Source organism: Jiangella mangrovi, from assembly GCF_014204975.1.
GTDB classification, from domain to species: domain Bacteria; phylum Actinomycetota; class Actinomycetes; order Jiangellales; family Jiangellaceae; genus Jiangella; species Jiangella mangrovi.
On sequence record NZ_JACHMM010000001.1, the window covers coordinates 1,981,804 to 2,008,025 of the forward strand.

Annotated in this window: 22 protein-coding genes and 1 tRNA gene; 13 read left to right on the top strand and 10 right to left on the bottom strand. The window is 72.8% G+C overall.

Translation table 11 applies throughout. The features are described from left to right. Nucleotides 1-18 precede the first annotated feature (18 nt). Together HD601_RS35575 and HD601_RS09205 are read left to right on the top strand one after the other, a co-directional pair. Complete coding sequence (locus HD601_RS35575) at nucleotides 19-756, top strand: DUF881 domain-containing protein (RefSeq protein WP_184821217.1); 738 nt, start codon at nucleotides 19-21, stop codon at nucleotides 754-756. After that, entirely contained in the window at nucleotides 753-1,394 is a 642-nt protein-coding gene (locus HD601_RS09205) for an aminodeoxychorismate/anthranilate synthase component II (RefSeq protein ID WP_184821219.1), read from the top strand. Before HD601_RS35575 ends, HD601_RS09205 begins: the two co-directional genes overlap by 4 nt. 80 nt (nucleotides 1,395-1,474) lie before the next feature. Here the strand turns inward: HD601_RS09205 and pknB are convergent, their stop codons facing one another. From pknB to HD601_RS09235, 6 genes are all read right to left on the bottom strand, one after another. Beyond that, on the bottom strand, nucleotides 1,475-3,361 hold the full coding sequence (gene pknB, locus HD601_RS09210; protein ID WP_184821221.1) for a Stk1 family PASTA domain-containing Ser/Thr kinase: 1,887 nt from the start codon (nucleotides 3,359-3,361) through the stop codon (nucleotides 1,475-1,477). A gap of 85 nt (nucleotides 3,362-3,446) precedes the next feature. Continuing rightward, nucleotides 3,447-4,916 carry a peptidoglycan D,D-transpeptidase FtsI family protein gene (locus tag HD601_RS09215; protein WP_184821223.1) on the bottom strand — a complete coding sequence of 490 codons (1,470 nt, stop codon included), beginning with the start codon at nucleotides 4,914-4,916 and terminating at the stop codon, nucleotides 3,447-3,449. Then, on the bottom strand, nucleotides 4,913-6,307 hold the full coding sequence (locus HD601_RS09220) for an FtsW/RodA/SpoVE family cell cycle protein (RefSeq protein WP_184821225.1): 1,395 nt from the start codon (nucleotides 6,305-6,307) through the stop codon (nucleotides 4,913-4,915). The genes HD601_RS09215 and HD601_RS09220 overlap by 4 nt, the downstream gene beginning before the upstream one ends. Beyond that, nucleotides 6,304-7,782 carry a PP2C family protein-serine/threonine phosphatase gene (locus HD601_RS09225; protein ID WP_184821227.1) on the bottom strand — a complete coding sequence of 493 codons (1,479 nt, stop codon included), beginning with the start codon at nucleotides 7,780-7,782 and terminating at the stop codon, nucleotides 6,304-6,306. The genes HD601_RS09220 and HD601_RS09225 overlap by 4 nt, the downstream gene beginning before the upstream one ends. A gap of 6 nt (nucleotides 7,783-7,788) precedes the next feature. Beyond that, the gene (locus HD601_RS09230) at nucleotides 7,789-8,265 is read right to left on the bottom strand and encodes an FHA domain-containing protein FhaB/FipA (RefSeq protein WP_184821229.1); all 477 of its coding nucleotides are present in this window, start codon (nucleotides 8,263-8,265) and stop codon (nucleotides 7,789-7,791) included. A gap of 4 nt (nucleotides 8,266-8,269) precedes the next feature. Then, nucleotides 8,270-9,175, bottom strand: coding sequence for an FHA domain-containing protein (locus HD601_RS09235; RefSeq protein WP_281386595.1), 906 nt, complete (start codon nucleotides 9,173-9,175; stop codon nucleotides 8,270-8,272). A gap of 71 nt (nucleotides 9,176-9,246) precedes the next feature. Between HD601_RS09235 and HD601_RS09240 the strand changes: the two genes are divergently transcribed. Then, nucleotides 9,247-9,330 (top strand) — tRNA-Leu (locus tag HD601_RS09240). A 380-nt stretch (nucleotides 9,331-9,710) separates the two neighbouring features. After that, a complete protein-coding gene (locus tag HD601_RS09245; protein WP_184821233.1) occupies nucleotides 9,711-10,316 on the top strand; it encodes a short chain dehydrogenase in 606 nt (201 codons plus the stop codon). Here the strand turns inward: HD601_RS09245 and HD601_RS35580 are convergent. Genes HD601_RS35580 through HD601_RS09260 form a run of 3 tightly spaced genes read right to left on the bottom strand, consistent with a single transcriptional unit; the run spans nucleotide 10,274 to nucleotide 13,378 of the window. Further along, nucleotides 10,274-11,152: an Imm49 family immunity protein gene (locus HD601_RS35580; protein ID WP_184821235.1), complete on the bottom strand. Its 879-nt coding sequence runs from the start codon at nucleotides 11,150-11,152 to the stop codon at nucleotides 10,274-10,276. The genes HD601_RS09245 and HD601_RS35580 overlap by 43 nt on opposite strands. A 33-nt stretch (nucleotides 11,153-11,185) precedes the next feature. Continuing rightward, nucleotides 11,186-12,643 carry an MFS transporter gene (locus tag HD601_RS09255; RefSeq protein WP_184821237.1) on the bottom strand — a complete coding sequence of 486 codons (1,458 nt, stop codon included), beginning with the start codon at nucleotides 12,641-12,643 and terminating at the stop codon, nucleotides 11,186-11,188. A gap of 18 nt (nucleotides 12,644-12,661) precedes the next feature. Beyond that, nucleotides 12,662-13,378 carry a TetR/AcrR family transcriptional regulator gene (locus HD601_RS09260; RefSeq protein ID WP_184821239.1) on the bottom strand — a complete coding sequence of 239 codons (717 nt, stop codon included), beginning with the start codon at nucleotides 13,376-13,378 and terminating at the stop codon, nucleotides 12,662-12,664. A 116-nt stretch (nucleotides 13,379-13,494) separates the two neighbouring features. On the opposite strand from HD601_RS09260, the gene HD601_RS09265 reads away from it, so the two are divergent. Continuing rightward, nucleotides 13,495-14,427, top strand: coding sequence for an NAD-dependent epimerase/dehydratase family protein (locus tag HD601_RS09265; RefSeq protein ID WP_184821241.1), 933 nt, complete (start codon nucleotides 13,495-13,497; stop codon nucleotides 14,425-14,427). Here HD601_RS09265 and HD601_RS09270 read toward each other — a convergent pair. After that, nucleotides 14,396-15,190: a DeoR family transcriptional regulator gene (locus tag HD601_RS09270; RefSeq protein WP_184821243.1), complete on the bottom strand. Its 795-nt coding sequence runs from the start codon at nucleotides 15,188-15,190 to the stop codon at nucleotides 14,396-14,398. The genes HD601_RS09265 and HD601_RS09270 overlap by 32 nt on opposite strands. Before the next feature lie 87 nt (nucleotides 15,191-15,277). On the opposite strand from HD601_RS09270, the gene HD601_RS09275 reads away from it, so the two are divergent. The 8 genes from HD601_RS09275 to HD601_RS09310 all read left to right on the top strand — a co-directional run bounded on the left by HD601_RS09275 (nucleotide 15,278) and on the right by HD601_RS09310 (nucleotide 26,186). Continuing rightward, nucleotides 15,278-16,165, top strand: a complete 888-nt coding sequence (locus HD601_RS09275) for a hypothetical protein (protein ID WP_184821245.1) — start codon at nucleotides 15,278-15,280, stop codon at nucleotides 16,163-16,165. Next, the gene (locus tag HD601_RS09280; protein WP_184821247.1) at nucleotides 16,162-16,866 is read left to right on the top strand and encodes an aspartate/glutamate racemase family protein; all 705 of its coding nucleotides are present in this window, start codon (nucleotides 16,162-16,164) and stop codon (nucleotides 16,864-16,866) included. Before HD601_RS09275 ends, HD601_RS09280 begins: the two co-directional genes overlap by 4 nt. A 266-nt stretch (nucleotides 16,867-17,132) precedes the next feature. Further along, the gene (locus tag HD601_RS09285; protein ID WP_184821249.1) at nucleotides 17,133-18,539 is read left to right on the top strand and encodes an extracellular solute-binding protein; all 1,407 of its coding nucleotides are present in this window, start codon (nucleotides 17,133-17,135) and stop codon (nucleotides 18,537-18,539) included. 4 nt (nucleotides 18,540-18,543) lie between these two features. Next, nucleotides 18,544-19,506 (top strand): carbohydrate ABC transporter permease, encoded by a 963-nt coding sequence (locus HD601_RS09290; RefSeq protein ID WP_184821251.1) that lies wholly within the window; start codon nucleotides 18,544-18,546, stop codon nucleotides 19,504-19,506. Beyond that, the gene (locus HD601_RS09295) at nucleotides 19,503-20,408 is read left to right on the top strand and encodes a carbohydrate ABC transporter permease (RefSeq protein ID WP_184821253.1); all 906 of its coding nucleotides are present in this window, start codon (nucleotides 19,503-19,505) and stop codon (nucleotides 20,406-20,408) included. Before HD601_RS09290 ends, HD601_RS09295 begins: the two co-directional genes overlap by 4 nt. Next, nucleotides 20,405-22,921, top strand: a complete 2,517-nt coding sequence (locus HD601_RS09300; RefSeq protein ID WP_184821255.1) for a glycosyl hydrolase 2 galactose-binding domain-containing protein — start codon at nucleotides 20,405-20,407, stop codon at nucleotides 22,919-22,921. The genes HD601_RS09295 and HD601_RS09300 overlap by 4 nt, the downstream gene beginning before the upstream one ends. Continuing rightward, nucleotides 22,918-24,672, top strand: a complete 1,755-nt coding sequence (locus tag HD601_RS09305) for an alpha-amylase family protein (RefSeq protein ID WP_184821257.1) — start codon at nucleotides 22,918-22,920, stop codon at nucleotides 24,670-24,672. The genes HD601_RS09300 and HD601_RS09305 overlap by 4 nt, the downstream gene beginning before the upstream one ends. Continuing rightward, nucleotides 24,669-26,186, top strand: coding sequence for an FAD-dependent oxidoreductase (locus HD601_RS09310; protein WP_221440736.1), 1,518 nt, complete (start codon nucleotides 24,669-24,671; stop codon nucleotides 26,184-26,186). Before HD601_RS09305 ends, HD601_RS09310 begins: the two co-directional genes overlap by 4 nt. Nucleotides 26,187-26,222 lie beyond the last annotated feature (36 nt).

Genomic DNA, 26,222 nt, shown 5'->3' on the forward strand with positions numbered 1-26,222 from the left:
CGATCGTCCCACTCGGAGGTGGACACCATCAGCCGGCCGCCCCAATACACCCGAGCCTGGAAGTTCCTGGCTCCCGTGGTGCTCGCAGGCTGTGGTGTCCTGCTCGTCACCAGCGCCAAGGCCGCCGACGGCGACGACCTCCGCGGCAGCGACATCGTCGAGTTCTCCGACCTGGTCCGCACCGAGGAGCGGCGAGTCCAGGAGCTGCAGGCACGTGTCGACGACCTCAGCTCCGACATCGAGGACCTCACCGCCAGCCAGGGCAACAGCGAGACCGAAGAGATCGACAGCCACACCGAAGAGCTCATGCCGTCGGCCGGGCTCACCCCGGTCGAGGGGCCGGCGCTCTCGGTGACGCTCGACGACGCCCCCATCCCGGGCAACCTCGACGAGGACTCCGAGTTCAACATCGAGGACTACATCGTCCACCAGCAGGACCTCGAGGGCGTCATCAACGCCCTCTGGGCCGGGGGCGCCGAGGCCATGACCGTCATGGACCAGCGCATCGTCTCGACCAGCACCGTCCAGTGCGAGGGCCCGGTGCTGCTGCTCAACGGCCGCACCTTCTATCCGCCCTACACCGTCACCGCCATCGGCGACGCCGACGCCATGCGCGACGCTCTGAACGAGTCGCTCGCCGTCCGCGAGTACCGCCGGTGGGCCGACCGCGTCGGACTGCGCTACGACGTCACCGACGAGGGGACCGTCACGATGCCCGCCTACAACGGCACCATCCAAGGAGGCCAGACGTCGTGAGCCCACGCATCCTCGTGGTCGACAACTACGACAGCTTCGTCTTCAACCTCGTCCAGTACCTCGCGCAGCTCGGTGCCCAATGCGACGTGCGCCGCAACGACGAGATCGGCTCCGCCGACGGCTACGACGGCATCCTGCTCTCCCCCGGTCCCGGCACGCCCGAGAAGGCCGGCGGCTGCATCGAGCTCGTCCACACGCTGGCCGGCCGCACGCCCATCTTCGGGGTCTGCCTCGGCCTGCAGGCCATCGGCGTCGCGTACGGCGCCACCGTCGGCCGGGCGCCGGAGCTGCTGCACGGCAAGACCAGCCAGGTCCACCACCACGGCGACGGCGTCCTGGCCGGACTCCCCGACCCGTTCACCGCCACCCGCTACCACTCGCTCGCCGTCGAGCCCGACACCGTGCCCGCCGAGCTCGAGGTCACGGCGCGCACCGCCGGCGGCGTGGTCATGGCCATGCGGCACCGGTCGCTGCCGGTCGAGGGGGTCCAGTTCCACCCCGAGTCGGTCCTGACCGAGGGCGGCCACCGCATGCTGGCCAACTGGCTCGCCGTCTGCGGCGACGACGGCGCCGTGGAGCGCTCCGCCGGGCTCGCTCCGGTCGTCGCGCACGGCCCGGCGGTCGACCTGCCCGCCTGAGAGACCCCGTTCGACGAAAGAGCCGCGCGGCCCGGGATCAACTCCCGAGCCGCGCGGCTCACGTTCGTTCAGCGCTGGTCCTACGGGCCGAGGACCCCGCCCTCGCCGTTGTCGTTGCCCGGCTCGGAGCCGGTCTCCTCACCGGTGTCCGTGCCGGTGTCCGTCCCGGTGTCGCCGCCGGTCTCGTTGCCGGCGTCGGCCCCGGTCTCGTCGCTGCCCTCCGGGTCGCCCGTGGGATCGTCCGTCGGGGTGTCGGTCTCGGTCGGGTCCTCGGTGGGCTCCTCGGGCGCCTGGGCGACGTAGATGATGACGGTGTCGCCCTCTTCCAGCTCGGTGCCCTCGCCGGGCTCCTGCCGGAACACGTTGCCCTCGGGCTGGTCACCGGTCTCCTCGGTGCGCACGTCGGCGACGAGGTTGGCCCGCTCGAGGGCTTGGACGGCGGCGTCCTCGCTCATGCCGACGACGTTCGGCACCACCGCTGCGACCTCGCCGCTGGAGATGACCAGGTTCACCGGGCTGTTCGGGGCGATCGCCGTGCCGCCCTCGGGGTCCGTGGCGAGGACGGTGCCGGCCTCGGCCTCGTCGTCCTGCTGCGTGACGTTGCCGGGTTGCAGCCCGGCGTCACGGATGGCCTGCTCCGCCTCGGCCTGCGGGCGGCCGACCACATTGGGCACCGGGACAGACTCCGGCTCGGCGCCGATGACGATGGTCACGGTGGAGCCCTCGTCGAGCTGGGTCGAGGGGCGCGGGTCCTGGCGGATGACGGAGCCCACCTGTGCCTCGTCGTCGGTGGGTTCGGACTGGATCTCCGGCTCGAGGTTCTCGCTGGCCAGCCTGGTCTCGGCCTCTTCCTGCGTCATGCCGACCAGGTTGGGCACGGTCGCCTGGGCGGTGCCGCCGGAGTTGAAGATCAGGTAGCCGATGAGCCCGGCGATGGCCAGCACCGCCAGCGCGCCGAGGACCACGGCCCACCAGCTGAAGCCCTTGCGCTCGTCCTCGTCGTCCTCGTACTCGTCGGGGTACGGGGTCTCGTCGTCGAGCGGCACGGCGCCCGCGGCCATGGTGGCCGGGGCCGCGTTGGCGATGAGCTGCGTCGCGGCCGAGGTGTCGGCGGCGGCTGCGACCGGCAGCCCGGCGGCGGCCCGCTCGAGGTCGGTGCGCATCTCGTAGGCGCTCTGGTACCGGTGCAGCCGGTCCTTGGCCAGCGACTTCATGACGATGGCGTCGAGCTCGGGCGTGATGTTCGGGTCCAGCGCCGACGGCGGCGTGGCCTGCTCGCGCACGTGCGAGACGGCGACCGACACCAGCGACTCGCCGATGAACGGCGGCCGGCCGGTGAGCAGCTCGTACAGCACGCATCCGCTGGCGTAGAGGTCACTGCGGGCGTCGGCCTGCTCGCCGCGGGCCTGCTCGGGCGAGATGTACTGCGCGGTGCCGACGACGGCGGCCGTCTGGGTGAGCGCCATGCCGGTGTCGGCCAGCGACCGGGCGATGCCGAAGTCGGTGACCTTCACCTCGCCGCCGGTGGTGATCATGATGTTGCCCGGCTTGATGTCGCGGTGCACGATGCCGGCCCGGTGGCTGTACTCGAGCGCGTCGAGCGTGGCGACGAGGACCTCGATGGAGCGCTCGGGCGTGAACCGCTGGTGCGCCTGGATCATCTCGCGCAGCGTCTGGCCCTCGACGTACTCCATGACGATGTACGGGATGCGGTGGCCGTCGACGTAGTCCTCGCCGGTGTCGTACACGGCGACGATGTTGCGGTGGTTGAGCGACGCGGCCGACTGGGCCTCGCGGCGGAACCGGGCCTGGAAGGTGGCGTCGCTCGCGTGATCGACGCGCAACATCTTCAGGGCGACGGTGCGCCCCAGCCGGGAGTCGCGGCCACGGCGGACTTCGGCCATGCCGCCGCGGCCGATCACCTCGCCCAGCTCGTAGCGGTCTCCGAGGAGACGCAACTCGTTCATTGTGCGGCCCTTTCTCGACTCAACCCCGCGCAGGCTACCCGTTCCGGGCACCCCCGCGCTGCTCCTGACCGAACAGTGAAGATGCTCACGATCCCAGCACCGCCTGCATGACCGCCCTGGCGATGGGGGCCGCGAGCCGTCCGCCGCCGATGTCGTCGCGTGCGGTGTCGGGCGCGTCCTCGATGACGACGGCGACCGCCACGCTGGGCTCGTCGGCCGGCGCGAACGACGTGAACCACGCGTACGGCGGGCGTTCCGGCGAGCTCTGCGCGGTGCCGGTCTTGCCGGCGACCTCGATGCCGTCGATCCGCGCGTTCTCGCCGGTGCCGTTCTCGACGACGTCGACCATCATCTGCGTCAGCTCCTCGGCGGTCTCGGGCGAGACGGCGCGGGTGCGCTCCTCGGGCTCCGTCCGCTCGATGGGGCTGACGAGGTCCGGACCGCTGACCTCGCGGACCAGGTACGGCTCCATGAGGACGCCGTCGTTGGCGATGGCCGCCGACACCATGGCCATCTGCAACGGCGTCGCCTGGACGTCGAACTGGCCGATGGCCGACAGCGCCGTCTGCGGCTCGTCGGGGTCGGGCGGGAAGATGCTGGTCGCCGCGTTCATGTCGTCGTTCGTCAGCGGCTGGGTGCCGAAGCCGAACTTCTCGGCCTGCTCGCGCAGCGCGTCGTCGCCGAGCTCGTTGCCAAGGTAGGCGAACGCGGTGTTGCACGAGATGCGCAGCGCCTCGGTGAGCGTGGGCGTGCCGTCGAGGCAGGCCTCGCCATTCTGGTTCGGCAGCGGGCGCGTCGACTGCGGGAGGTCGTAGTCGGCCGGCCCGGGCACCTCGGTGTCGGGCTCGAACTCGCCCGACTCGAGCGCGGCGGCGGCCGTGACCAGCTTGAACACCGAGCCCGGTGGCAGCCGTTGCGCGATGGCGCGGTTGAGGTCGGGCTTGTCGGGGTCGGCCGCCAGCGCGTCGCGGGTCTCCTGCTGGACCTCGAAGGAGTGGCTGGCCATCGGGTTGGGGTCGTACGACGGCGTGCTGACCATGGCCAGGATGGCGCCGGTCTGCACGTCGATCGCGACCACGGCCCCCTTGAAGCCCTCGTCCGTCAGTCCGTCCCACGCCGCCTGCTGCGCCGCGGGGTCGATGGTCAGCCGGACCGCCCCGCCGCGCGGCTCCTCGCCGGTGACGAGGTCGATGAGCCGGCGGACGAACAGCCGGTCGTCGTCGCCGGACAGGATGTCGTTCTGTGCCCGCTCGAGCGCCGTCCGGCCGAAGGTGTACGAGTAGTAGCCGGTCAGCGGCGCGTAGATGGCCTCGCCGGGGTACTGCCGCAGGAACTGGTACTCGTCGTCCACCGGCACCGACTGTGCGACGGGGGTGTCGTCGGCGAGCAGGATCGGGCCGCGCTCGCGGGAGTACTCGTCGAGCAGCACGCGGCGGTTCTCGGACCGCGCGTTGAGGTCGTCGGCCCAGAACGCCTGCACGTACGTGGCGTTGATGAGCAGCGCGATGCAGAGCAGCAGGCAGCCCGCGGAGATGCGCCGGATCGGCGAGTTCATCGGATTCTCACCACCTGGGTGACGGCGGTGTCAGTCAGCGGCGACGGTGACGACGACGGGGGCGTAGGCCGGCGGGCGGCGTCGGACAGCCGGATCAGCAGCGCCACGAGCACCCAGTTCATGACCAGCGACGAGCCACCGAGGGACAGGAACGGCGTGGTCAGGCCGGTCAGCGGGATGAGCCGGGTGACGCCGCCGAGCACGATGAACACCTGCAGGAAGAAGCCGGCGGCCAGCCCCGCGGCCAGCAGCTTGCCGAACGGGTCGCGCAGCAGCAGGCCGGCCCGCAGGCCCCGCGAGGCCAGCAGCGCGTACAGCAGGATGATCGCGATCAGCCCGGTCAGGCCGAGCTCCTCGCCCAGTGCCGAGCCGATGAAGTCGCTCTCGGCGATCGGCGTGAGATCCGGGCGGCCCTGGCCCAGGCCGGTGCCGAGCAGGCCGCCGTACGCCAGCCCGTAGAGCGACTGTGCCACCTGGCCGGTCGGGTCGATGAACGGGTCCATCCAGTAGTCGACCCGCTCGGCGACGTGCGAGACGACGGCGTTGGCGGCGAACCCGCCGGCCAGGATCAGGAGCAGGCCGAGGATGATCCACGAGATCCGCTCGGTGGCCACGTAGATCATCAGCACGAAGATGCCGAACAGCAGCACCGACGGGCCGAGGTCGTTCTGGACCACCAGGATGCCCAGGGCGCCGACCCAGACCAGCAGGATCGGCCCCAGGTCGCGGGCCCGCGGCAGGTCGACGCCGAGGAACCGGCGTCCGGCCAGGGCGAGCGCGTCGCGGGTCTGTACCAGGTAGGCGGCGAACGCGATGATCAGGATGATCTTGGCGGCCTCGCCCGGCTGGAACGTCATGGGCCCGACGTTGATCCAGATGCGGGCGCCGCGGATGGAGTGGCCGATGACAGGCAGCAGCGGCAGTACCAGCAGCAGCAGCCCGCCGAGCCCGGCGAGGTACGGCAGCCGCGACAGCACCCGGTGGTCGCGGACGACGATCAGCACGGCGACGAACAGGGCGACGCCGACCGCCATCCAGGTCAGCTGCGTGGTGGCGTGGGTGGTGCCCCTGGCGAGGTCGATGCGGTGGATCATGGCCAGGCCCAGCCCGCACAGCGTGACGACGATGGGCAGGATGACGGGGTCGGCGTACGGCGCGCGGATGCGGATGACGACGTGTGCGATGGCCGTCGCCACCGACAGGCCACCCAGGTACGCCAGCGCGTTCGGCGGGACCCGGCCGAGCGCGCCGAGGTCGACGCTCACGTAGGCGAACGTCGCGATGCCGATGGCGAAGATCAGCAGGATGAGCTCGGTGCCCCGGCCGCGGCGCGGGGCGACGGCCTCTACAGCAGGCGCCTCGGAGCGGGCGCGGGCGCGATCGAGGCTCATGACGACACCCCCGAGCAGAGCAGGCCGGGGAAGCCGACCTCGCCGCCGAGCCAGCCGTCCTCGGTGCCGGGCGTGGCGCCGTCGGTGGGTGTGGGCGTCGGGGTCGGGGTGGGGGTCGCGGTGCCCGCGCGCGGCGCCGCGGTGGCCGGCGGGGTCGCGGGCGGCGTGGTCGCCGTCGGCGTGGGTGTGGGGGTCGGGGTCGGCGAGGGGGACTCGCCGCCGTCGAGCCGCTCGTGCGCCCGGCAGGCCTCGAGCCGCAGCCGCTGGACCACGTCGGTGGCGTCGTCGAGATCGTCGGCGGTGATGGTGTCGGTGACCTGCTGGCGGTAGAGCTCTGGCAGCGACTCGACCGGCAGTCCGCCGGGGATGTCGTGCAGCTCGGACAGCCGGATGGGCCCGATCTCCTGGCTGACGCCCTGGTAGATGGCCACCTGGCCGTTGCTGTCGCCGACGTAGTACTGGTCGCGGACCCAGCCGCTGGCGAAGTTCAGCGCCACCCAGCCCACCGCGGCGATGGCGGCGACGATGACCAGCGTCCGCAGCCAGCGGCGGCGCCGGGGCGGCTGCGGGGCGTAGCGCATGGCCTCGAGGTCCTCGGCCGTCGGCTTCGGGTGGCTCTCTTCGGCGCCGACGAGGGCGCGCAGGGCGGCTCCGGGGCGGCGGCGGTGCGGCCGCTCGGGCGGCGGCTCCTCGTTGCTGGCGGCCGCGCCGACGAGGAACGCCTCGGCGGTGTCGTCGGGCTCGCGCGGCCGGTCGGTCTCGACGACGTCGGCCAGCACCAGCGTGACGTTGTCGGGCGCGCCGCCGGCGAGGGCGAGGCGGACCAGCTCGTCGGCGGCGTCGTCGAGCCCGGGAAGCCCGCCCATGGTCTCTTCGAGGGTGGCGTCGGAGACGACGCCGGTGAGGCCGTCGCTGCACACCAGCAGGCGGTCGCCCGGCCGGACGTCGAGCATCTGCAGGTCGGGGTCGACGTCGCCCTGCCCCTGCAGCGCCTTGAGGATCAGCGAGCGGGCCGGGTGCACGCCGGCCTCCTCGAGCGTGATGCGGCCCTCGTCGACCAGCGACTGAACGAAGGTGTGGTCGTGCGTGAGCTGCCGGATGGCGCCGTCGCGCAGCAGGTAGGCGCGGGAGTCGCCGATGTGCCCGAGGCCGAGCGTGCTGCCCGTCCAGAGCAGCGCCGTGACCGTGGTGCCCATGCCCTCGCGGCTGGAGTCGTCGACGATGAGCTGCCGGATGCGCTTGTTGGCCGCCTCGATGGCGGCGGTCAGCGTCTCGAGCGGATCGGTGTCGCGGGGATCCTGCTCGGCCAGGACCAGCTCGTCGATGGCGGCCTGGCTGGCGACCTCGCCGGCTGCGTGCCCGCCCATGCCGTCGGCGACGGCCAGGAGGTAGGGCCCGGCGTAGCCGGAGTCCTCGTTGCCCTCCCGGACCAGGCCGACGTCAGAGCGCGCGACGTAGCGCAGCGTCAACGGCATCGAGCCCTACTTCCGCAGCTCGACGACGGTCTTCCCGAGCCGGAACCGGCTTCGGGCGGTGACCGGCGTGCTGCGCGTGAGCCGCTGGTTGCCGAAGTACGTGCCGTTGGTCGACCCGAGGTCCTCGACGAACCACTGGCCCTCGTGGAACCGCAACCTGGCGTGCTGCGTCGACACGTACTCGTCGGACAGCGGCACCGTGCAGTCGGCGCCGCGGCCGAACGTGACCGGGGTGCCGTCGAGCGCCACCGTCTTGCCGGTGTCAGGTCCCTCGACGATGAACGCACTGGTCGGGGTGCCCTTGGCGCCGCGCGGCTGGCGGTTCTGCTTCGCCTGCTCGCGCGCTTCGCGCTGCGGCTTCGGCTGTTTCGGCGGCCGCACGCCGAAGAGGTCGGCACGCATGGCCGAGGTCACGGAGAGGATCAGCAGCCACAACACGGCGAGGAAGCCGAGCTTGATGACCGTGAGTGTCAGTTCCGACACTCGTTCACCTCCCGGGGCTGCGCCGGCGGACGTCGATCACGGTGGACCCGATCACGATGCGGGATCCGTCGGAGAGCGGCGCCTGCCCGACGCGGGCGCCGTCGACGACCGTCCCGTTGGTGGACCCGAGGTCGACGGCGACCAGCTGGGACTGCGGGCCCTGCTGATACACGCGGATCTCCAGATGCCGGCGCGAGACGCCGGGATCGTCGATGCGAAGGTCGCACTCGCTGCCGCGGCCCAGCACGACGCCGGGCGGAAGCACCGGGTGCTGGGTGCCGTTGATGACGAGGAAGGCGTCGGCGTGACGCTCGGTGGTGGACGTGGGCGCGAACGAGGCCCCGCGGTCGACTCCGGCCCGGACGGCGCTGCGGATGCGGAATGCGCCCGTGCCGAGGTCCTCGTGCCGCTCGAACCCGACCCCGACCGGACCGGTGAACGCGTAGTGCTGCAGGTCGGCGTGCTCGCGGGCCAGCTCGACCAGCTCCGTGGCCAAGGTGCCGATGTAGGCAGCGAGCCGGTCGTAGTCGCTCGGCCCCAGCTCGACGACGAAGTCGTTCGGCACGAGCGAACGGTCGCGGCTGACGATCTGCGCGTTGTTGTCGAGCTCGCGCTGGATGGCCGCCGCGATCTCGACGGGCTGCACCTCTGAGCGGAATGCCCTGGTGAACGCACCCTGAACCATGCTCTCGAGCCTGCGCTCGAAGCGTTGCAACACTCCCACTGGGTACCTCCCTTCACGTCTCGCGCCCGGTGCCGCCGCTGGCAAGACCCTGATCGTAACGGCGCGCAGCGCGCTGGTGCGGCTGCGACCTTGATCGGGCCCGTGCGGAAACGGCCGTCGCAACCTTATGTGACGAAGGACGGCTGGCGGCTGGTTCCGGCGGCTCTGACAAAGCTTCCCGCCCATGCTGACATCCACACCCCCGGATCGTGGAATCGACCACCCGCCGGAGCGTGTTAACCTTGGTGCCGCACCTAGCGCGGGTGGCGGAATAGGCAGACGCGCACGGTTCAGGTCCGTGTGCCCGAAAGGGCGTGGGGGTTCAACTCCCCCCTCGCGCACATCACACCGAAGGTCCCGGTCAGGTTCGTTCCCGGCCGGGATCTTCGACGTTCTGCACCGAGTGCTTAGGCGGGCTCCGACCTTGACCGCGGCGGCGGCGTGCCGACCTCAGGGATCGTTCGACGGGTCGTCGGACGGGGCGACAGCATCGCCACACCGATCATGCTGAGATCTTCCACCGATGGGGTTCCAGCCGACCTTGGTGCCTTGGCTGGGCTGATCGTCGCCGCGGTGTCTGGCCAGGGTGTCGGTCCCGGGCGGTGCGTGATCATCCAGGATCTGGGGTGTGGTGGCACCGCCGATCCTGGATGATCATCGTGGGTGGCTGAGGGATCAGTGATCCGTCAGACACCCCAGAGGCGATACGGAGGAGCCCCACGTGAAGATCGTGGTCATCGGGGCGAGCGGGGTCGTGGGGTCGGCGGTGGCGGCGGAGCTGGCCGGACGCGGGCACGAGGTGGTCGCGGCCTCCCGGCGAGGGCCGGTCGCCGTCGACGTCGCGGATGCGGCATCCGTCGAGGCGCTGTTCCGGACCGTGACGGACGTCGACGCCGTCGTGTGTTGTGCGGCGAACGCGCCCACCGCCGACCTCGTCACCGCGAGCGATACCGAGTTCACGGCCGGACTCTCGGGCAAGCTGCTCGGCCAGGTGCGGCTGGCCCGGACGGCGCTGCACCACCTCAACCGGAACGGCTCGATCACGCTGACCGGGGGCACGTTCACGGAGCCGCTGCCGGGCGGGTCGTTCGGTGCCCTGGTCAATGCGGGCCTGGCGGCGTTCGTCGAGGCGGCCGCGCCGGAGCTCCCGCGCAGCCTCAGGCTCAATCTGGTCGCACCGGGGTGGGTGCGCGAGTCGCTCGCGGCGTTCGGCTGGGACCCCACCAACGGGACGCCCGCTGCCGACGTCGCGCGCGTCTACGCGGACCTCGTCGAGGGCGACGCTCAGGGCGCGGTGGTCCCCGTGACGACAGCAGCGGGCAGGTAGCCGGACCGCACGCCCACCGGCAGGCCGAGGTCGTGTCGCAGCGCCGTCCAGGCCAGCGGCCCGAGCGCGACGAAGCCGGCCGGATCGGAGTCCTGCGGCTCGCCCGGGTTGGCCTCGACCTCGGTCCAGTAGCGGCGGTGCAGGGCCAGCGCGTTCCGCAGCGCCTGGTCGAACCGCTCGGCGTCGGCCTGGGCGTGCAGCAGGGTGAGCTCGATCTCCGGCGAGACCACGAACAGCGCGTAGTCGCGCGCCGCCGGATGCAGGCCCTCGTCGGTGCAGCCGCGGATGGCCTCGAGCAGCAGGTCGTTGCCGGCGGCGTCGCCGCGGAACAGCAGCTGCAGCCCGCGCGCGTGTGCCAGGCCGTACGCGGCCTCCGCGGCCGACGCCGCATCCGGCTGCCGCGTCGTCCGATCGATGGGCACGGCGGCGATCAGCTCGAGGGCGGCGGTGTCGCGGCTCGCGAGCGCGGCGTGCGCGGCCTGGACCAGCCGCCGGGGGCTCAGCCCGACCGGCCGCGTGGTCAGCGGCGGCAGCGTCACCGGACCGGTTCCGCCACCGAGGTCGACCGACAGCGGCGCATCGGTCCCGAGCAGGGCCCCCGCCGCACCGAGCGCACGTCCCGCGAGTCGTAGCGGCGCCGTCAGGTCGGCCTCGGACTCGAGCAGTGACCGCAGCCCGGCGACGGCGAGTGCCTCGGTCCCCAGCGCGACCAGGTTCGCCGGCCGCTCCGCCAGGCTGGCCGTCAGCAGAGCGAGCTCCTCGACCCGGTCGGTCAGTCGTTCCTCGAGCTCGTGCACCGGCCGGCCCGGCCAGTGCCTCTCCACGTCGTCGGCCACGCGGGCAGCGTAGCGACGCGGACCAACCCGACCTCACCGGGCCCGGGCGGCTGCCGGCACCACCTCGTCATCGGCGGCGACGGCGTCAGCTGCCGGTTCGCGCTCTCCGACCACGCGACCGGCGCTCAGCAGTCCGGCCAGCGCCGCCACGCCGCCGGCCACGAGGATGCCGGCGAAGGTCGCCGGACCGGGGCCGGCCAGGGCGACCGCGGCCCCGCTGACGGCCAGCGCGGCCGCCGTGCTCAGCGACCCGGCCAGCTGAGCGGCGCCGACGTTGCGGCCCTGGTTGGTCGAGTCCGACGCGGCGAGGGTCAGCAACGACAGCACCGGCGACGCCAGCCCCATGCCGACGCCCGCGAGCGCCCAGCCGGCCAGTCCGACGCCCGGCGGCACCGCGGGCCAGGCGAGCAGCGCCGCCACCGCGAGTCCGGCCGTCATCGCCGCCAGCCCGGCCCGCAGCACCGTCGCCGGCGGGTAGCCGTGGTCGCGGGCCTGCAGCCAGGAACCGAGCGCCCACATGACGCCGGTGAGGGTCAGGCTGATGCCCGCCGTCGTCGCGGTGAAGCCGTGCACCAGGGTGAGCAGCAACGGCAGCCAGGCGCCGACCGCGCCGATGGCAGTCGCCGTGAACGCCCGCTGAGCCACGACGGCGGGCAGCCCGCGGCGGAGCCGGAACGTGCCGCGAGGGAGCAGCCGCACCGCCGCGATCCCCACGCCTGCCGCTCCCGCCACCACGACGGCGACGGCGGGGACGGGGTCGGCGGCCAGGTGCTCGCCCGCCAGCGAGAGCCCGAACGCCGAGGCCGCCGCCACGACCGCCCACGGCAGCACCGCCAGCGCCCCACCCGCCCCACTCGGCCCACCCGGCCGGGCCGCGGACGCCGTCGACGACACCGCCGTCGTTGACGACACCGTGCGCAGGACCGGCCGAAGGACCAGCCAGACCGGCACCAGCACCGCCAGCGCGCCCAGGAACACCCAGCGCCACCCAGCCGCCTCGGTGACCAGACCGGTCAGGAACGGCCCGACGACGGACGGCAGGATCCAGGACGCCGCGAACAGCGAGAACATCCGCGGCCGCAGCTCTTCCGGCAGGGCCCGCGCGATCAGCACCATGATCCCGACGTCGATCAGCCCCTCGGCCAGCCCGCTGAGCAGCCGGCCGGCGATCACCTGCGGCATCCCGCCGGCCGTCCCCACCAGCACCTGCGCCACCGCGAACGTGACCACGCCGGCCCGCAGCGGCGGCACCGGGCCGGCCCGGTCGGCCCACACTCCGGCCAGCGCGAGCGAGGCGACGAAGGCGGCGATCGGCGCGGCCGCGGCCAGTCCGAAGCTGCTGACGGCGTCGAAGTCGCGCACCAGCGTGGGCAGCGCGGTGCCGACGGCCCGGTTCTCGAACGCGCCGAGCGTCACCAGCGCCACGGCGCTGACGGCGAGCGGCAGGTGGGCGCGGCTGAACAGCGACGGGGACGGCGGACGAGGAGGCATGCCCTCCACCTTCCAACCTCAACCGGCGTTGAGGTCAACCCCCGGAAGGCCGATCAGCCGGCCGAGCGTGCGGATCTGGTGGTCGAAGAGCGACCGACGGTCCTCGATGACGTTGGCGAACTGGCCGAAGACCTCGAAGCTGACGAAGCCGAACAGCCCGGTCCAGGCGGCGATGGCGCGGGCGACGAGGTCGTCGGGCAGGCCGGGCATGAGCTCGCGGACCACGTCGGCGTCGCCGCTGAACGACGGCGGCGGCACCGGGAACCCGCCGGGCAGGTCGAGCACACCGGCCGCGTACGCCTCGCTGAGGATGCGCCCGTAGACGGCGGTGTCGCGGACGGCGGGCGCGACGGTGTCAGAGGGTGCCTGGTACCCGGGCACCGGCGAGCCATAGAGCAGCGCGTACTCGTGTGGGTGCGCCAATGCCCAGTCGCGGACGGCGTGGCCGACCGCGCTCCACCGCTCGGCGTAGCGGTCGCGGGCACACGCGGCGTCGGCCTGCTCGACGGCGTCGCCGACGGCGTTGTAGGCGTCGATGATGAGCGCCGTGAGGAGGTCGTCGCGGCTGGGGAAGTACCGGTAGACGGCCGAGGACACCATGCCCAGCTCGCGGGCGATGGCGCGCAGGTTCAGTCCGGTGGCGCCCTCGGTGCCGAGCTGACGGCGGCCGATCTGAGTGATCTCTCTGGTCAGCTCGGCCCGGGCGCGTGCGCGTGCGGTGCGGCCGGCGTTCATGCCGCGACTGTAGCAGAGCAGCGCACTGAAGTGAGAGCACCGCTCTTGACATCCGCGGTGCAAAGAGAGAGCATTGCTCTCGAAACGGAGCGACAGACACGCAAGAGGAGCAGGTCATGAGCAAGCACGTCATCGTCGGCGCCGGGCAGATCGGGACGCTGCTGGCCACCCGGCTGGCCGGCGACGGGCACGAGGTCGTCGTGGTCAGCCGGTCGGGATCAGGGCCCGACGGCGTCGCGAAGGTCGCCGCCAGCGGGGCCGACGAGGCCCGGCTGACGCAGGTCACGCAGGGCGCCGCCGTCCTCTACAACTGCGCCAACCCGCCGTACCACCGCTGGACGCAGGACTGGCCGCCCATGGCCGCCGCGCTCCTCGGCACCGCCCAGACCACCGGCGCGGTGCTCACGACGCTCGCCAACCTGTACCCGTACGGCGAGGTCAGCGGCCCGATGACCGAGGACCTGCCGCTCAGCAGCCCGGGCGTGAAGGGGCAGGTGCGGGCCCGCATGTGGGCCGACACGCTGCGGGCGCACGAGGAGGGCCGCATCCGCATGACCGAGCTGCGCGCGTCGGACTACTACGGCCCCGGCGTGCGCGACCAGGGCCACGTGGGCGAGCGGTTCTTCCCGCCGATCCTCGCCGGCAAGCCCGCCACCTACCTGAGCGACCCGACGGTCAGCCGCAGCTGGACCTACGTCCACGACGTCGCCGCCGCACTGGCCACCGCCGGGAGCGACGAGCGGGCGTACGGCCGCGCCTGGCACGTGCCGACGGCGGCGCCGTTCTCGGCCCGCGAGCTGGCGGACCGCGCCGCCGCGATCGCCGGCACCGCGCCGGCCCGCATCCGCCGCGTGCCGTACTGGGTCCAGGACGCCATGGGTCTGGCCGTGCCGATGATGCGCGAGCTGAAGGAGACCCGGCACCAGTTCTCGCGGCCGTTCGTGCTCGACTCGTCGGACTTCGAGGCCACGTTCGGGCAGCGGCCGACCTCCCTCGACGACGGCGTCGCCGAGACGGTCAGGTGGTGGCAGGCTCAGCCCGCTCGCTGACGGTCGCCCGGGCGACCTCGACCTGCACGCCGGCGTCCCGGATGGCCCGCACCGCGTCCTCATCCGCGGACGGGTCGGTGACCAGGACCGACACCGCGTCGAGGCCGGCGAACCGGATCGGCGCGCGGGCCGCCAGCTTGGACCCGTCGGCGGCGACGACCACCGAGCGCGCCGCGGCGGCGAGTGCCTGCTTCGTCTCGGCGTCGTACGGGTCCGAGCAGTAGACGCCGTCCGGTCCGGCCGCCGTCGCCGACAGCACGGCGAGGTCGACGACGATGTCCTGCAGCGCCGCCCGGACCGCCGGCCCGCCGAACGAGCGCGTCGCCGGGTTGTAGACGCCGCCGAGGCCGATGAGCCGCAGGTCCGGCCGCGACGCGCACGCCGTCACCACGGGCACCGAGTGGGTGACGACGGTGAGGCCGGCGGGCAGCAGCTCGGCCAGCCGGGCGAGCGTGGTCCCGGAGTCCAGCGCGACAGTCGCACCCGGCGGCAGCAACCGGGCGGCCGCCGTCGCCACCGCCGTCTTCTGCGCCGCGTACCGGTCCGACCGCAGCTCGAACGGGACGCCGTCGCCGTCGGGGAGCCGGGCGCCGCCGGTGACGCGGACCGCCAGCCCGTCGATCGCCAGTTGGCGCAGGTCGCGCCGGATGGTCATCTCGGAGACCTCGAGGTCGGCCGCCGCATGGGCAGCCGACAGGTAGCCGGCCGCCCGCAGCCGCCCCAGCAGCTCGTCGCGCCGGCGCGACGCGTCGGTGTAGCGCACGGGGCCAGCCAACCGCGACCCGCACGACAATGTCAAGGATCGGACACTTCTTGCTCGGTTTGTTCGACTTCGAACAGACTGGTCCGCATGAGCCACCCCACCCTCGACGCCCTGGCCCGGCCCGGCGGCGGCCTCGCCATGGTCGCCATGGACCAGCGCGAGAGCCTGCGCACGATGTTCGACGACGCCGGTGCCGGCCGGCCGGCGGACGACGTCCTCACCGCGTTCAAGCTCGAGGTCGCCCGCAGCCTCGGCGACCTCGCGTCCGGCTTCCTCATCGACCGCCGCTACGGCTTCGACGAACTGCGCGACGGGCGGCTGCTGCCCGCCGGCTGCGGGCTGATCCTCGCCGTCGACGCGCTCACCCAGGAGGACGGCGGGCCGGTCGAGGAGACCGCGCTCGACCCCGACTTCCTGGCCGAGGGCACCGACCTCGACGGCGTCGACGGCGTGAAGCTGCTGATCGTCTGGCGTCGCGACGAGCGGCGCGAGCAACGGGTCGAGCTGGCCCGCGAGTTCGTGCGCCGCTCCGCCGAGAGGGGCGTGCTGTCGGTGCTCGAGCCGGTGGTCCGCGCCACGCCCGCCGAGCTGGCCGACGGCAGCTGGGACCTGAATACGGCGATCACCGAGGCCGCCCGCGAGCTGTCCGTCCTGGGCCAGAGCCTGTACAAGGCGCAGGTCCCGAGTGCCGGCGAGGGCGAGCCGGCCGCGCTGCTGGACGCCTGCCGCGAGCTGGACGACGCGGTCACGGGCCCCTGGGTGGTGCTCTCGCAGGGCGTGGCGCTGGACCGCTTCCCGGCCGCCGTCGAGGCCGCCTGCCGGGCCGGTGCGTCGGGGTTCCTGGCCGGGCGGGCACTCTGGAGCGACGTCGTCGGACGGCCGCTGACCGAGCTCGCCGTGCGGTCGGCGCCCCGGCTCGAGCGGCTGACCCGCATCGTCGACGAGCACGCGACACCCTGGCAGGAGACGTCATGACCCGGTACGGCCTGATCCACACCGTCCCCGCGCTGCCGGCGACGTTCCACGACCTCGTGGCCGCACAGGCCGCACAGGCCGCGCAGGCCGCCCGGCCCGACACCGAGCAGCTCCACGTCATCGACCCCTGGCTGCTGCACGCCTCGATCACCGCGGGCGGCGTCACGCCGGAGATCGTCGACCGGCTGGCCGCGCACGTCGCTCACCTGCGCGACCGTGGGGCCGACGGCGTCCTGGTCACGTGCTCGACGCTGGGCGAGGCCACCGAGCAGGTCGCGGCGCGGCTCGACGGCACCCTCCCCGTCGTGCGGGTCGACCAGGGCATGGCCGACCGCGCGGTCGAGCTGGCCGGCGACGGCGGCACGGTCGGCGTGCTGGCGACCGTCGCGTCCACCGTCGGCCCGACCGAGCGGCTGGTGCACCGCAGCGCCGCGGCGGCGGGCGTCGCCGTCACCGTCGAGGTCGAGCTGCTCGAGGAGGCCGGCCGCGCCCGCGAGGCCGGCGACACCGCCCGCCACGACGCCCTCGTGGCCGATGCGATCGGCCGCTGGACCGGCCGGGTGAACGTCGTCGTCCTGGCCCAGGCGTCCATGGCGGGCGCGGTCTCCCGGAACACCCGGGAACCGGCCGAGGGCACCCCCCTGCTCACGTCGCTCGAGCTCGCGGCGCGGCGGCTGGTCCAGGTCACCCAGACTTCCTGACCAGCGTCGGAACAGCACGTATCCGTTTCGTTAACCCGGACTTGTTGACGCCTCCTCCGAGTGTGGGTACGTTCTCACATGGCAACGATGCCACATCGGGTGACCTCGCCTGGTTCCCGGCGTCGGAGCCGGACTGCCCGACCTCCGCAAGGGGTATGGGCGGTTCCGTACTCGTATGGACAGACGCGGCGCTCCGTCCTGGACGTCGCTCCTGACGTTCGGGCGCCGCGATCCCCGGCGCCCTCCTCTGAAGTGGAGGACGGTCCATGAAGACAGCAGCCGTCAGGTGGAGCGCGGTGGCGTTGACGGCCGGTCTGGTGCTCGCCGGTTGTGCGCAGGGCACCAGTGACGACTCGTCCGACGACGAGACCGGCGGCGGCACCGTGTTCGACCCCGAGGCGGAGCTGAGCGGCGAGCTCGACGTCATGGGCTTCGGCGCGACCGACGAGATCGGGCAGACCCGACTCGACCTGGCCACCGAGGCCGTCGCCCCCGCCGAGATCAGCCTCATCGAGGGTGACCTCGACATCCAGCAGTTCCTGTCCGCGGTCGCCACCGGCGAGCCGCCGGAGCTGGTCTACGCCAACCGCGACCAGATCGGCACGTTCGCCTCGCGCGGCGCGATCATCTCGCTCGACTCGTGCATCGACGGCGAGGGCATCGACACCTCGATCTACAACGAGCCGGCGCTGAACCAGGTGACGTTCGACGGCAGCGTCTACGGCATCCCCGAGTTCAACCAGGTGCAGATCACCCAGGCCAACGCCGACCTGCTGGCGGCCGCCGGGCTCACGCTCGACGACGTCAACGGCTCGGACTGGGACGCCGTCAGCGCCGCCAACCAGGCACTCTTCCAGGGCAGCGGCAACAGCGTCTCCGTCATCGGCTACGACAGCAAGCTGCCGGAGTTCCTGCCGCTGTGGGCGAAGGCCAACGGCGCCGACCTGCTCTCCGAGGACGGCCGGACGGCGCAGCTGGACGACCCGAAGGTGGTCGAGGCGCTGGAGTGGGCGGTCGGCATCTACGACGCCCAAGGCGGCTTCGGCACGGTCAAGGCGTTCCGCGACTCCGCGGACTTCTTCGGCGCCGGCAACCAGTTCGCCACCAACGTGCTGGGCGCCATGCCGATGGAGCAGTGGTACGTCAACGTGGTCAACGACGTGTCGCCGGACGCGCCGATGGCCTATGACACCGTGCGCGACCGCGAGGGCGAGCCGCTGGCCTACGCGTCGGGCTCGGCCTGGGCGATCCCGGACAACAGCTCCAACCCCGAGGCCGCCTGCCGGTTCATCAAGACCATGACGCAGACCGACAGCTGGATCGCCGCTGCCCAGGCGCGCGTCGACCTGCGCGAGGCCGACGGCAAGCCGTTCACCGGCCTGCTGACCGGCAACGCCGAGGCCGACCAGGAGATCCAGGACCAGTTCGTGACGCCCAGCGGTGACGAGAAGTGGGACGCCGCGGTCCAGGCGACCTACGACGCCAACGAGCACACGTTCACCCTCCCGGCCAACCCGGCCGACGCGGAGTTCAAGACCGCGTGGCAGGACGCCGTGAACCGGGTCCTCAACGGCCAGCAGGAGCCGGCCGACGCGCTCGCGCAGGCCCAGGAGGAGGCCCAGTCCGCGCTGGACGAGGCGTGGGCGACCTGGGACGAGAAAGAAGAGGGCTGACGCCTTGGCCCGCACGCAGGTCAACGCGCCCGGGACGCTCGGTGATGACCGAGCGGCCCGGGCGCGCCGCATCGGCCGCCGGCGGGAGACCAGGGCGGCGCTGCTGTTCATCAGCCCGTGGATCCTCGGGTTCCTGATCTTCACGGCGTGGCCGATCATCTACAGCGCGTATCTGTCGCTGACCGACTACGACGTGATCAACGACCCGAACTTCGTCGGGTTCGAGAACTACGAGGAGCTGTTCCGCGACCCCAAGCTCGCGACGGCGCTGTGGAACACCTTCTTCTTCACCGTCATCCAGGTGCCGGTCTACGTCGTCGTGTCGCTGGCCCTGGCGCTGCTGCTGGACAGGGCCGGGCGGGCGTCCGGGTTCTTCCGCACCGCCTTCTTCCTGCCGAAGATGACGCCGCCGGTCGCCGTCGGCATCCTGCTCCTGCTGCTGTTCAACGGGCAGAGCGGCCTGATCAACGAGGGCCTGAGCTGGTTCGGCATCGACGGTCCCGACTGGACCACGGACCCGAACTGGGTGAAGCCCGGCCTGATCCTCATGAGCCTGTGGTCGGTCGGCTCGTCGGTGATCATCCTGCTGGCGGCGTTGCGCAACGTGCCACAGGAGCTCTACGACTCCGCGAAGGTCGACGGCGCCGGCTGGTGGAAGACCACGATGCGGATCACCGTGCCGATGATCAGCGGCGCGCTGTTCTTCATCGTCATCGTCAACACGATCGCGGGGTTCCAGACGTTCACCGAGGCGTACACGGCGTTCTTCGGCTCGGGCAACACGACCTACAGCAACGACGCGGCGCTCTTCTACGTGATCTACCTGTTCCGCCAGGCGTTCGAGTTCCTGAACATGGGCTACGCCTCGGCGATGGCCTGGCTGCTGTTCGTGATCATCATGATCTTCACCGCGATCCAGATCAAGGTCAGCCGGCGCTTCGTCTACTACGAGGGTGAGCAGCGATGACGACGCAGACGCGGCTCGATGCGGCGACGACGGAGCCCGAACGGCAGGTACCCCCGCGCCCGCCGCGCCGGCTCAGGGTCACGGTCGGCAAGGTGCTGATCTGGGCCGGGCTCATCCTGGCCACGCTGGTCTTCATCTACCCGTTCCTCTGGCTGCTCAGCGCGTCGTTCAAGCCCCGTGGCGACGTGTTCGACAACCGGCTCATCCCCGAGACGTTCACGTTCGACAACTACCTGAACGTCTGGCAGGAAGCGCCCATGGCGCTGTGGCTGTGGAACACCGTCCTGGTGACGGTGCTCGCGGCAGTGACGGTGACGATCAGCAGCGCGATGGTGGCCTGGGGCTTCGCGTACTTCCGGTTCCGGGCCCGCAACTTCCTGTTCGGCGTGGTGCTCGCGACGATGATGTTGCCGGGCGCGGTGACGATGATCCCGCAGTTCCTCATCTGGAACAGCCTGGGCATGGTCGACACGTTGACGCCGCTGTGGGCGCAGAACCTGTTCGGCAGCGCGTTCTACATCTTCCTGCTGCGCCAGTTCTTCCTCGGCCTGCCACGGGAGCTGTTCGACGCGGCCAGGATCGACGGCGCGAACAACTGGACGATCTTCACCCGCATCGCCATGCCGCTGTGCAAACCGGCGCTGATCATCACGCTGCTCTTCGAGTTCCAGGCGATCTGGACCGACCTGCTGCGTCCGCTGATCTACCTGCGCGACAGCGACAACTTCACCGTCCCGCGCGGCCTGAAGGCGCTGCTGGACCAGTACGGCTTCGGCGGCGAGTGGCACTGGGAGATCGTGGTCACCGCGAGCGTCATCACGACGGTCCCGATGATCATCCTGTTCTTCCTGGGTCAGCGGCACTTCGTGCAGGGCATCGCGACGACCGGCAGCAAGGGGTGACGACGGTCGACCTCGGTGGTGCGTGGTCGGTTCGGGAAGCGCTCGGCGACACCTGGCAGTGGTACGTGGACCAGCCGGTCGCGGCACGCAACAACGCCGGTGCCGCGGCCGGCGTCGTGGCACAGGCGCCGGGATGGCTGGCGGCCCGGGTGCCCGGTGCGGTCATCGCCGACCTGCACCGGGCCGGCGAGCTGCCGTCGCCGTACGTGGGGCGCCACTCGCGGTTCGCTGAGTGGGTGAGCACGCGGTCGTGGGTGTACCGGCGCTCGTTCGGTCTCCCACGGCCGTTGCGGGACGGCGAGCGTGCCGTGCTGTGCCTCGACGGCGTCGACCCCGGCGGGACGGTGTTCGTCGACGGCGCGCGCGTGGGTGCCGTGGGCGGGCTGTACCGCTCCGCCCGGTTCGACGTGACGGCGCTGGTGGCCGACGGTGGCGAGCACCGGCTGGCGGTCGTGGTCGACCCCGCGCCGGCGACCGAGCCACAGGTCGGCCGCACCGACCGGGTCCGCGTGCACGCGCCGCGGATGGGCTACGGCTGGGACTTCTGCCCGCGGCTGGTGCACCAGGGCATCTGGCGCGGAGTGCGGCTGGAGATCGGCACGGTGCACCTGGACGGCGTTTCGGTGCGGCCGGTCGTCGCTTCGGATCTGGCGAGCGCGACGGTGCACGTCTCCGGTGGGGCGACGGCGGCAGCCGACGGTTCCGTCGAGGTCCGGTTCGAGGGCGCCGTCGTCGCGTCCGGGCCGCTCGAGATGGGCGCCGACGGCGTCATCGGCGGCGCCGTCGTGGTGCCGGAGCCGGCGCTGTGGTGGCCGAACGGGCTCGGCGAGCAGCCGCTGTACGAGGTGGTGGTGCGCGTGGGTGCCGACGCCGCCCACCGCGTCGTGACGGGGTTCCGGCACGTGCGCTTCGTGGGCAACGAGGACGCGCCGGCCGGCGCGCTCCCCTGCACGGCGGTCGTCAACGGCCGGCCGGTCGAGCTGACCGGCTGGAACTGGGCGCCGGCCGACGCGCTGTACGGCGAGATCACCGACGCGAAGGTCGAGCACCTGGTCGGCCTGGCCCGGCGCTCCGGGGCGCGGCTGCTCCGGGTCTGGGGCGGCGGGCTGGTCGAGACGCCGGAGTTCTACGCCGCCTGCGACCGGGCCGGACTGTTCGTCTGGCAGGAGTTCTCGCAGTCCAGCTCGGGTATGCAGAGCGCGCCCTCGGACGACCCGGCGTTCGTCGCCCACCTGCGGGCCGAAGCGGACGCCGTCGTGCCCCCGCGCGTTCATCGCCCGTCGCTGCTGATGTGGGGCGGCGGCAACGAGCTCGAGGACGATGCCGGGCCGCTGGCCGATGAGCGCTCCCCCGCGCTGGCGGCGCTGCGCGACGAGGTGGCGCGGCTGGACCCGGGCCGGCACTGGGTGCCGACGTCGCCGACCGGGCCGCGCTTCCACTTCCGCGACGGCGGGCACGACGTGCACGGGCCTTGGGAGCACCAGGGGCTGACAGCGCACTACGCGCTCTACAACGGCGGCAGCGCGCTGGCGCACACCGAGTTCGGCGTCGAGGGCATGGCCAACCGGCGGCTCTGGAGCGCGCTGGTGCCGCCCGACGACCGCTGGCCGGTCGGCCGCGAGAATCCCGTCTACCGGCACCTCGGCGACTGGTGGAACAACGCGGTGCTGGTCCGGGAGTGCTTCGGCGGCCGGCTGTCCACGCCGGACGAGTTCCGCCGGGCCAGCCAGTTCCTGCAGGCCAGCGGGCTGGCGTACGCCGTCGAGGCGGATCGCCGGCGCTGGCCGCGGGCGAGCATGGTGCTGCCGTGGCAGCTGGCGGAGTCCTACCCGAACGCCTGGTGCACGGCGGTGGTCGACCACGCCGGCGAGCCGAAGCCGGCCTTCCACGCCGTCGCCCGCGCGTTCGCCCCGGAGCGCGTGACGGCCCGGCTGGACCGGCTCGCGTTCGACGGGGCACCGGTCGAGGTGGAGGCCTGGGTCTGGTCCGGGTCCGGCCGCGCGGCGGGCGGGACGGTGACCGCGCGGCTGCTCTCCGCGTCCGGCGAGGTGCTGGCCGAGCGACGCTGGCCGGTCGATGACGCCGTCGGCACCCCTCGTGCAATCGGCCGGCTCGTCGTCGAGACGACACCGTCGGCCGCCGTCGTGCTGGTAGAGCTGAGCTGGACCGATGCCGACGGGGCGCTGATCGACCGGGAGTGCCTGCCGTTGTCGACGGCGGCCGACCTCACCCCGCTGCTGGACCTCGAGCCCGCCACGATCTGGTTCCACGTGGAACATCGGGGCGAATCGGTGGAGGTCGCGCACGTCGGCGGCCCGGCGGTGATCGGGTTGCAGCTCAGCGACGACCGGCCACCGGAGTCGACCGGCTGGGCCGTGGTCGACGGCGACCCGCGGCCGCTCCTGCCGGGCGAGCGCCGCCGCTTCACCGTCGAGTGGCGGCACGATGCCGGACCCCGGCGGCTGCTGCTGGAGTCGTGGAACGCCGAACCCGCTGATCTGGAGTTCACATGACGCTGACCGTCGACGGAACCACCGTGGTCGCCCCCGGCTACCGGCTGGAGGTGCACCCCGCGCAGCCGCGGGCCGTGCTGCGCGATGCCGAGGGGCGGGTCTGGACCGAGCTGTCGCTGCTCGCGAGCCTGGACCTCGTCGGCGGCCGGGACGAGTCGTACGACATCGCGCCCGTCCGCGTCGTCGCTGCGGCGGATGACGCCGTCGAGCTGGTGATCGAGGCGTCGAGCTCGGTGTGGGAGCGCAAGGCGGTGCACGTGCGCTGCACCGACGGTGCGATCGAGGTGTGGGCGACGGTCTCGGGGACCGGCCGCCTGGCGGACGTGTCGCTGCTCGGCGGCCGGGCGGTGCTGGCCAGCGGTGCCGCGGGCACGTTCCGGTCGGCGATCCGGTTCGCGTCGCTGTTCAGCCCCACTCCGACGGAGCCCGTGAGCGTCGTCCGCCCGGCGACCGCCGCATCGTCGCTGGGCGTCGTCGGGGACGCGGAGCCGGGCCGGCTGCACGGGATCTTCTCGCCGCCGCCGCTGTGCTGGGCGCTGGGCTCGCGGCTCGCCGACGGTCCGGCCGACGTCCCGGCCGGCGAGTGGTGGGGGATGTCGGTGCGCGCGCCCGTCGACGAGCTGACGATGACCGCCGTCCGGTACGACCCGCTCGACGGCGGCTTCCTGCTGCGGCTGGACTACGAGGGGCACACCGCGGTGGACGGTTCGTTCCGCACCCCGACGCTGGTGCTGCGGCCGGCCGACACCCCGTGGCAGGCGCTGGCCGACCACCGGGCCGACCTGGCCGGGCACGGGCTGGCCCCGTCGGACCCGCCGCCAGGAGCCGCTTGGTGGGCGGAACCGATCTTCTGCGGCTGGGGCGCCCAGTGCGCGCGAGCGGCGGCCGCGGCCGTCCCCGTCGCCGCCGCGGACCTGGCCAGGCAGGACGTCTACGACGAGCTGCTCGGCGTGCTGCACGAGGCCGGCGTCGACCCGGGCACCGTCGTCATCGACGACCGCTGGCAGGCCTCGTACGGCACCGGCGCCGTCGACCGGGACCACTGGCCGGACCTGCGCGGCTGGATCGCGAAGCAGCACGCCTCCGGCCGCCGCGTCCTGCTGTGGTGGAAGGCCTGGGACCCGGCCGGGCTGCCGGCGGACGAGTGCGTCACCGACCCGGCCGGTCGCGCGGTCGCCGTCGACGTCGCGAACCCGGCGTACCTCGCCCGGCTCACCCGGATCGTCACCGAGCTGATCGGCCCGGACGGCCTCGACGCCGACGGCTTCAAGGTCGACTTCACCCAGCGGGCGCCGTCGGGCGAGTCGCTGCGGGCCACCGACGGGCCGTGGGGCATCGCGGCCCTGCACCGGTTGCTCGCGACGATGAGCGCCGCGGCGAAGGCGGCCAAGCCGGACGCGCTGGTCGTGACGCACACGCCGCACCCCTCGTTCGGCGACGTCACCGACATGGTCCGTCTCAACGACGTGCTCGAACGCGACACCTCAGGTGAGCCGGTCGCCGTCGTCGATCAGCTGCGGTTCCGGCACGCGGTCGTGTCGGCGAGTCTGCCGGGTCATCTGATCGACACCGACCAGTGGCCGATGCCGAGCCGCGAGCAGTGGCGGGCCTACGTCGAGGCGCAGGCGTCGCTCGGGCCCGGCTCCGTGCCTGCGCTCTACTACGCCGAGTCGATCGACAACTCCGGCGAGGAGCTGACCGCCGACGACCTCGCGCTGGTGGCGCTGACCTGGGCGCGGTACCGGTCGTGACCGACGTCGTCGTCTACGGCGCCACCTCGGGCGGGGTGTGCGCGGCGGTCGCGGCCGCCCGGGCCGGCGCATCCGTGGTGCTGCTCGAGCCCGGCCGGCACGTCGGCGGCATGACGTCCGGCGGGCTCGGCTACACCGACGTCGGCGACGCGCGCGTGGTGGGCGGGATGGCCGGCGACCTGCGGCGCGCCGTCGCCGACCACTACGGCGTGCCGGTCGGGCGCTTCGCCGGGCCGGAGCCGCACGTCGCCGAGGCCATCTATACGCGCTGGCTGGAGGAGGCCGGGGTCGACGTCCGGTTCGGCGTGTCGCTCGCCGCCGCGTCCCTCGGGCCGGACGGCGCCATCGGGTCGGTCGTGCTCGCGGACGGGTCGTCGGCGGGCGGCGCGGTGTTCGTGGACGCGTCCTACGAGGGCGACCTGCTCGCGGCGGCGGGTGTGCCGCACGCCGTCGGGCGCGAGGACCGGTCGCTGTACGGCGAGCGCTACGCCGGGCGGCAGGAGCTGGTGCCGGGCCGGCACACCGTCCCGCCGTGGATCTCGCCCTTCTCCGACGACGGCGACCTGCTGCCGCAGCTGCACGACCGCCCGCTGGCGCCGGTCGGGAGCGGCGACGGCGGGGTCATGTCCTACGGCTACCGGGTCTGCCTGACACAGGCGGTGGACCGGGTCCCGTTCGAGCGCCGCGACGGCTACGACGAGGCGTACTGGGAGCTGGGCCGGCGCATCTTCGACCGGTGGCGGCGCGACGGGGTCGAGGTACGGGCCGGTCAGCTGCTCGGGCTGGAGCTGAACCTGCCGAACGGCAAGTGCGACGGCAACTCGATCGGGCCGTTCTCGCTCAGCGTGCTGGACGGGTCGGCGTGGGCGTACCCGTCGGCCGGGCCTGCGGAGCGGGAGCGGATCCGGCTGCACCACCTGCATCATGCGCAGGACTTCCTGTGGTTCCTCTCGCACGACGCGGCGGTGCCGTCGGCGGTGCGGGCGGAGCTGTCCGCGTGGGGGTACGCCGCCGACGAGTTCGCCGACACCGGCCACCTGCCGCACCAGCTCTACGTCCGCGAGGCGCGCCGGATGCTCGGCGAGTACGTGCTGACCGAGCACGACCTGCTGCCCACCCCGCGGCCGCAGCACGACGTCGTCGCGATGGGCTCGTACCACGTCGACATCCGCGAGGTGCAGCGCACATGGCGCTGGGTCGCCGAGCACCCGCAACCGGTCGGGATGGTCTTCACCGAGGGCTACCTGTCCGTGCCGGTGCGGCCGTACCCGATCCCGTACCGGTCGCTGGTGCCCCGATTCGCCGACTGCACGAACCTGCTGGTCCCGGTCTGCCTCTCCGCCTCGCACGTCGCCTTCTCGTCGGTGCGCATGGAGGTGCAGTACCAGCTGCTCGGCCACGCAGCCGGGCTCGCCGCCGTCGAGGCCGCGCGCACCGGCCGCCCCGTCCAGTCGGTCGACGTGTCCCGCCTCCAGGACGCGTTGCGGGCGGCCGGTCAGGTCCTCGCCCTCTGACCTGGCTGGAACCCGCCCGATGTGTCCCTTCCGGAC

Coding starts and splice junctions, on each gene's coding strand:
- pknB (WP_184821221.1), bottom strand. CDS start 3,361: ATGAACGAGTTGCGTCTCCTCGGAGACCGCTACGAGCTGGGCGAGGTG.
- HD601_RS09215 (WP_184821223.1), bottom strand. CDS start 4,916: ATGAACTCGCCGATCCGGCGCATCTCCGCGGGCTGCCTGCTGCTCTGC.
- HD601_RS09220 (WP_184821225.1), bottom strand. CDS start 6,307: ATGAGCCTCGATCGCGCCCGCGCCCGCTCCGAGGCGCCTGCTGTAGAG.
- HD601_RS09225 (WP_184821227.1), bottom strand. CDS start 7,782: ATGCCGTTGACGCTGCGCTACGTCGCGCGCTCTGACGTCGGCCTGGTC.
- HD601_RS09235 (WP_281386595.1), bottom strand. CDS start 9,175: ATGGGCGGGAAGCTTTGTCAGAGCCGCCGGAACCAGCCGCCAGCCGTC.
- HD601_RS09255 (WP_184821237.1), bottom strand. CDS start 12,643: ATGCCTCCTCGTCCGCCGTCCCCGTCGCTGTTCAGCCGCGCCCACCTG.
- HD601_RS09260 (WP_184821239.1), bottom strand. CDS start 13,378: ATGAACGCCGGCCGCACCGCACGCGCACGCGCCCGGGCCGAGCTGACC.
- HD601_RS09265 (WP_184821241.1), top strand. CDS start 13,495: ATGAGCAAGCACGTCATCGTCGGCGCCGGGCAGATCGGGACGCTGCTG.
- HD601_RS09275 (WP_184821245.1), top strand. CDS start 15,278: ATGAGCCACCCCACCCTCGACGCCCTGGCCCGGCCCGGCGGCGGCCTC.
- HD601_RS09280 (WP_184821247.1), top strand. CDS start 16,162: ATGACCCGGTACGGCCTGATCCACACCGTCCCCGCGCTGCCGGCGACG.
- HD601_RS09285 (WP_184821249.1), top strand. CDS start 17,133: ATGAAGACAGCAGCCGTCAGGTGGAGCGCGGTGGCGTTGACGGCCGGT.
- HD601_RS09295 (WP_184821253.1), top strand. CDS start 19,503: ATGACGACGCAGACGCGGCTCGATGCGGCGACGACGGAGCCCGAACGG.
- HD601_RS09305 (WP_184821257.1), top strand. CDS start 22,918: ATGACGCTGACCGTCGACGGAACCACCGTGGTCGCCCCCGGCTACCGG.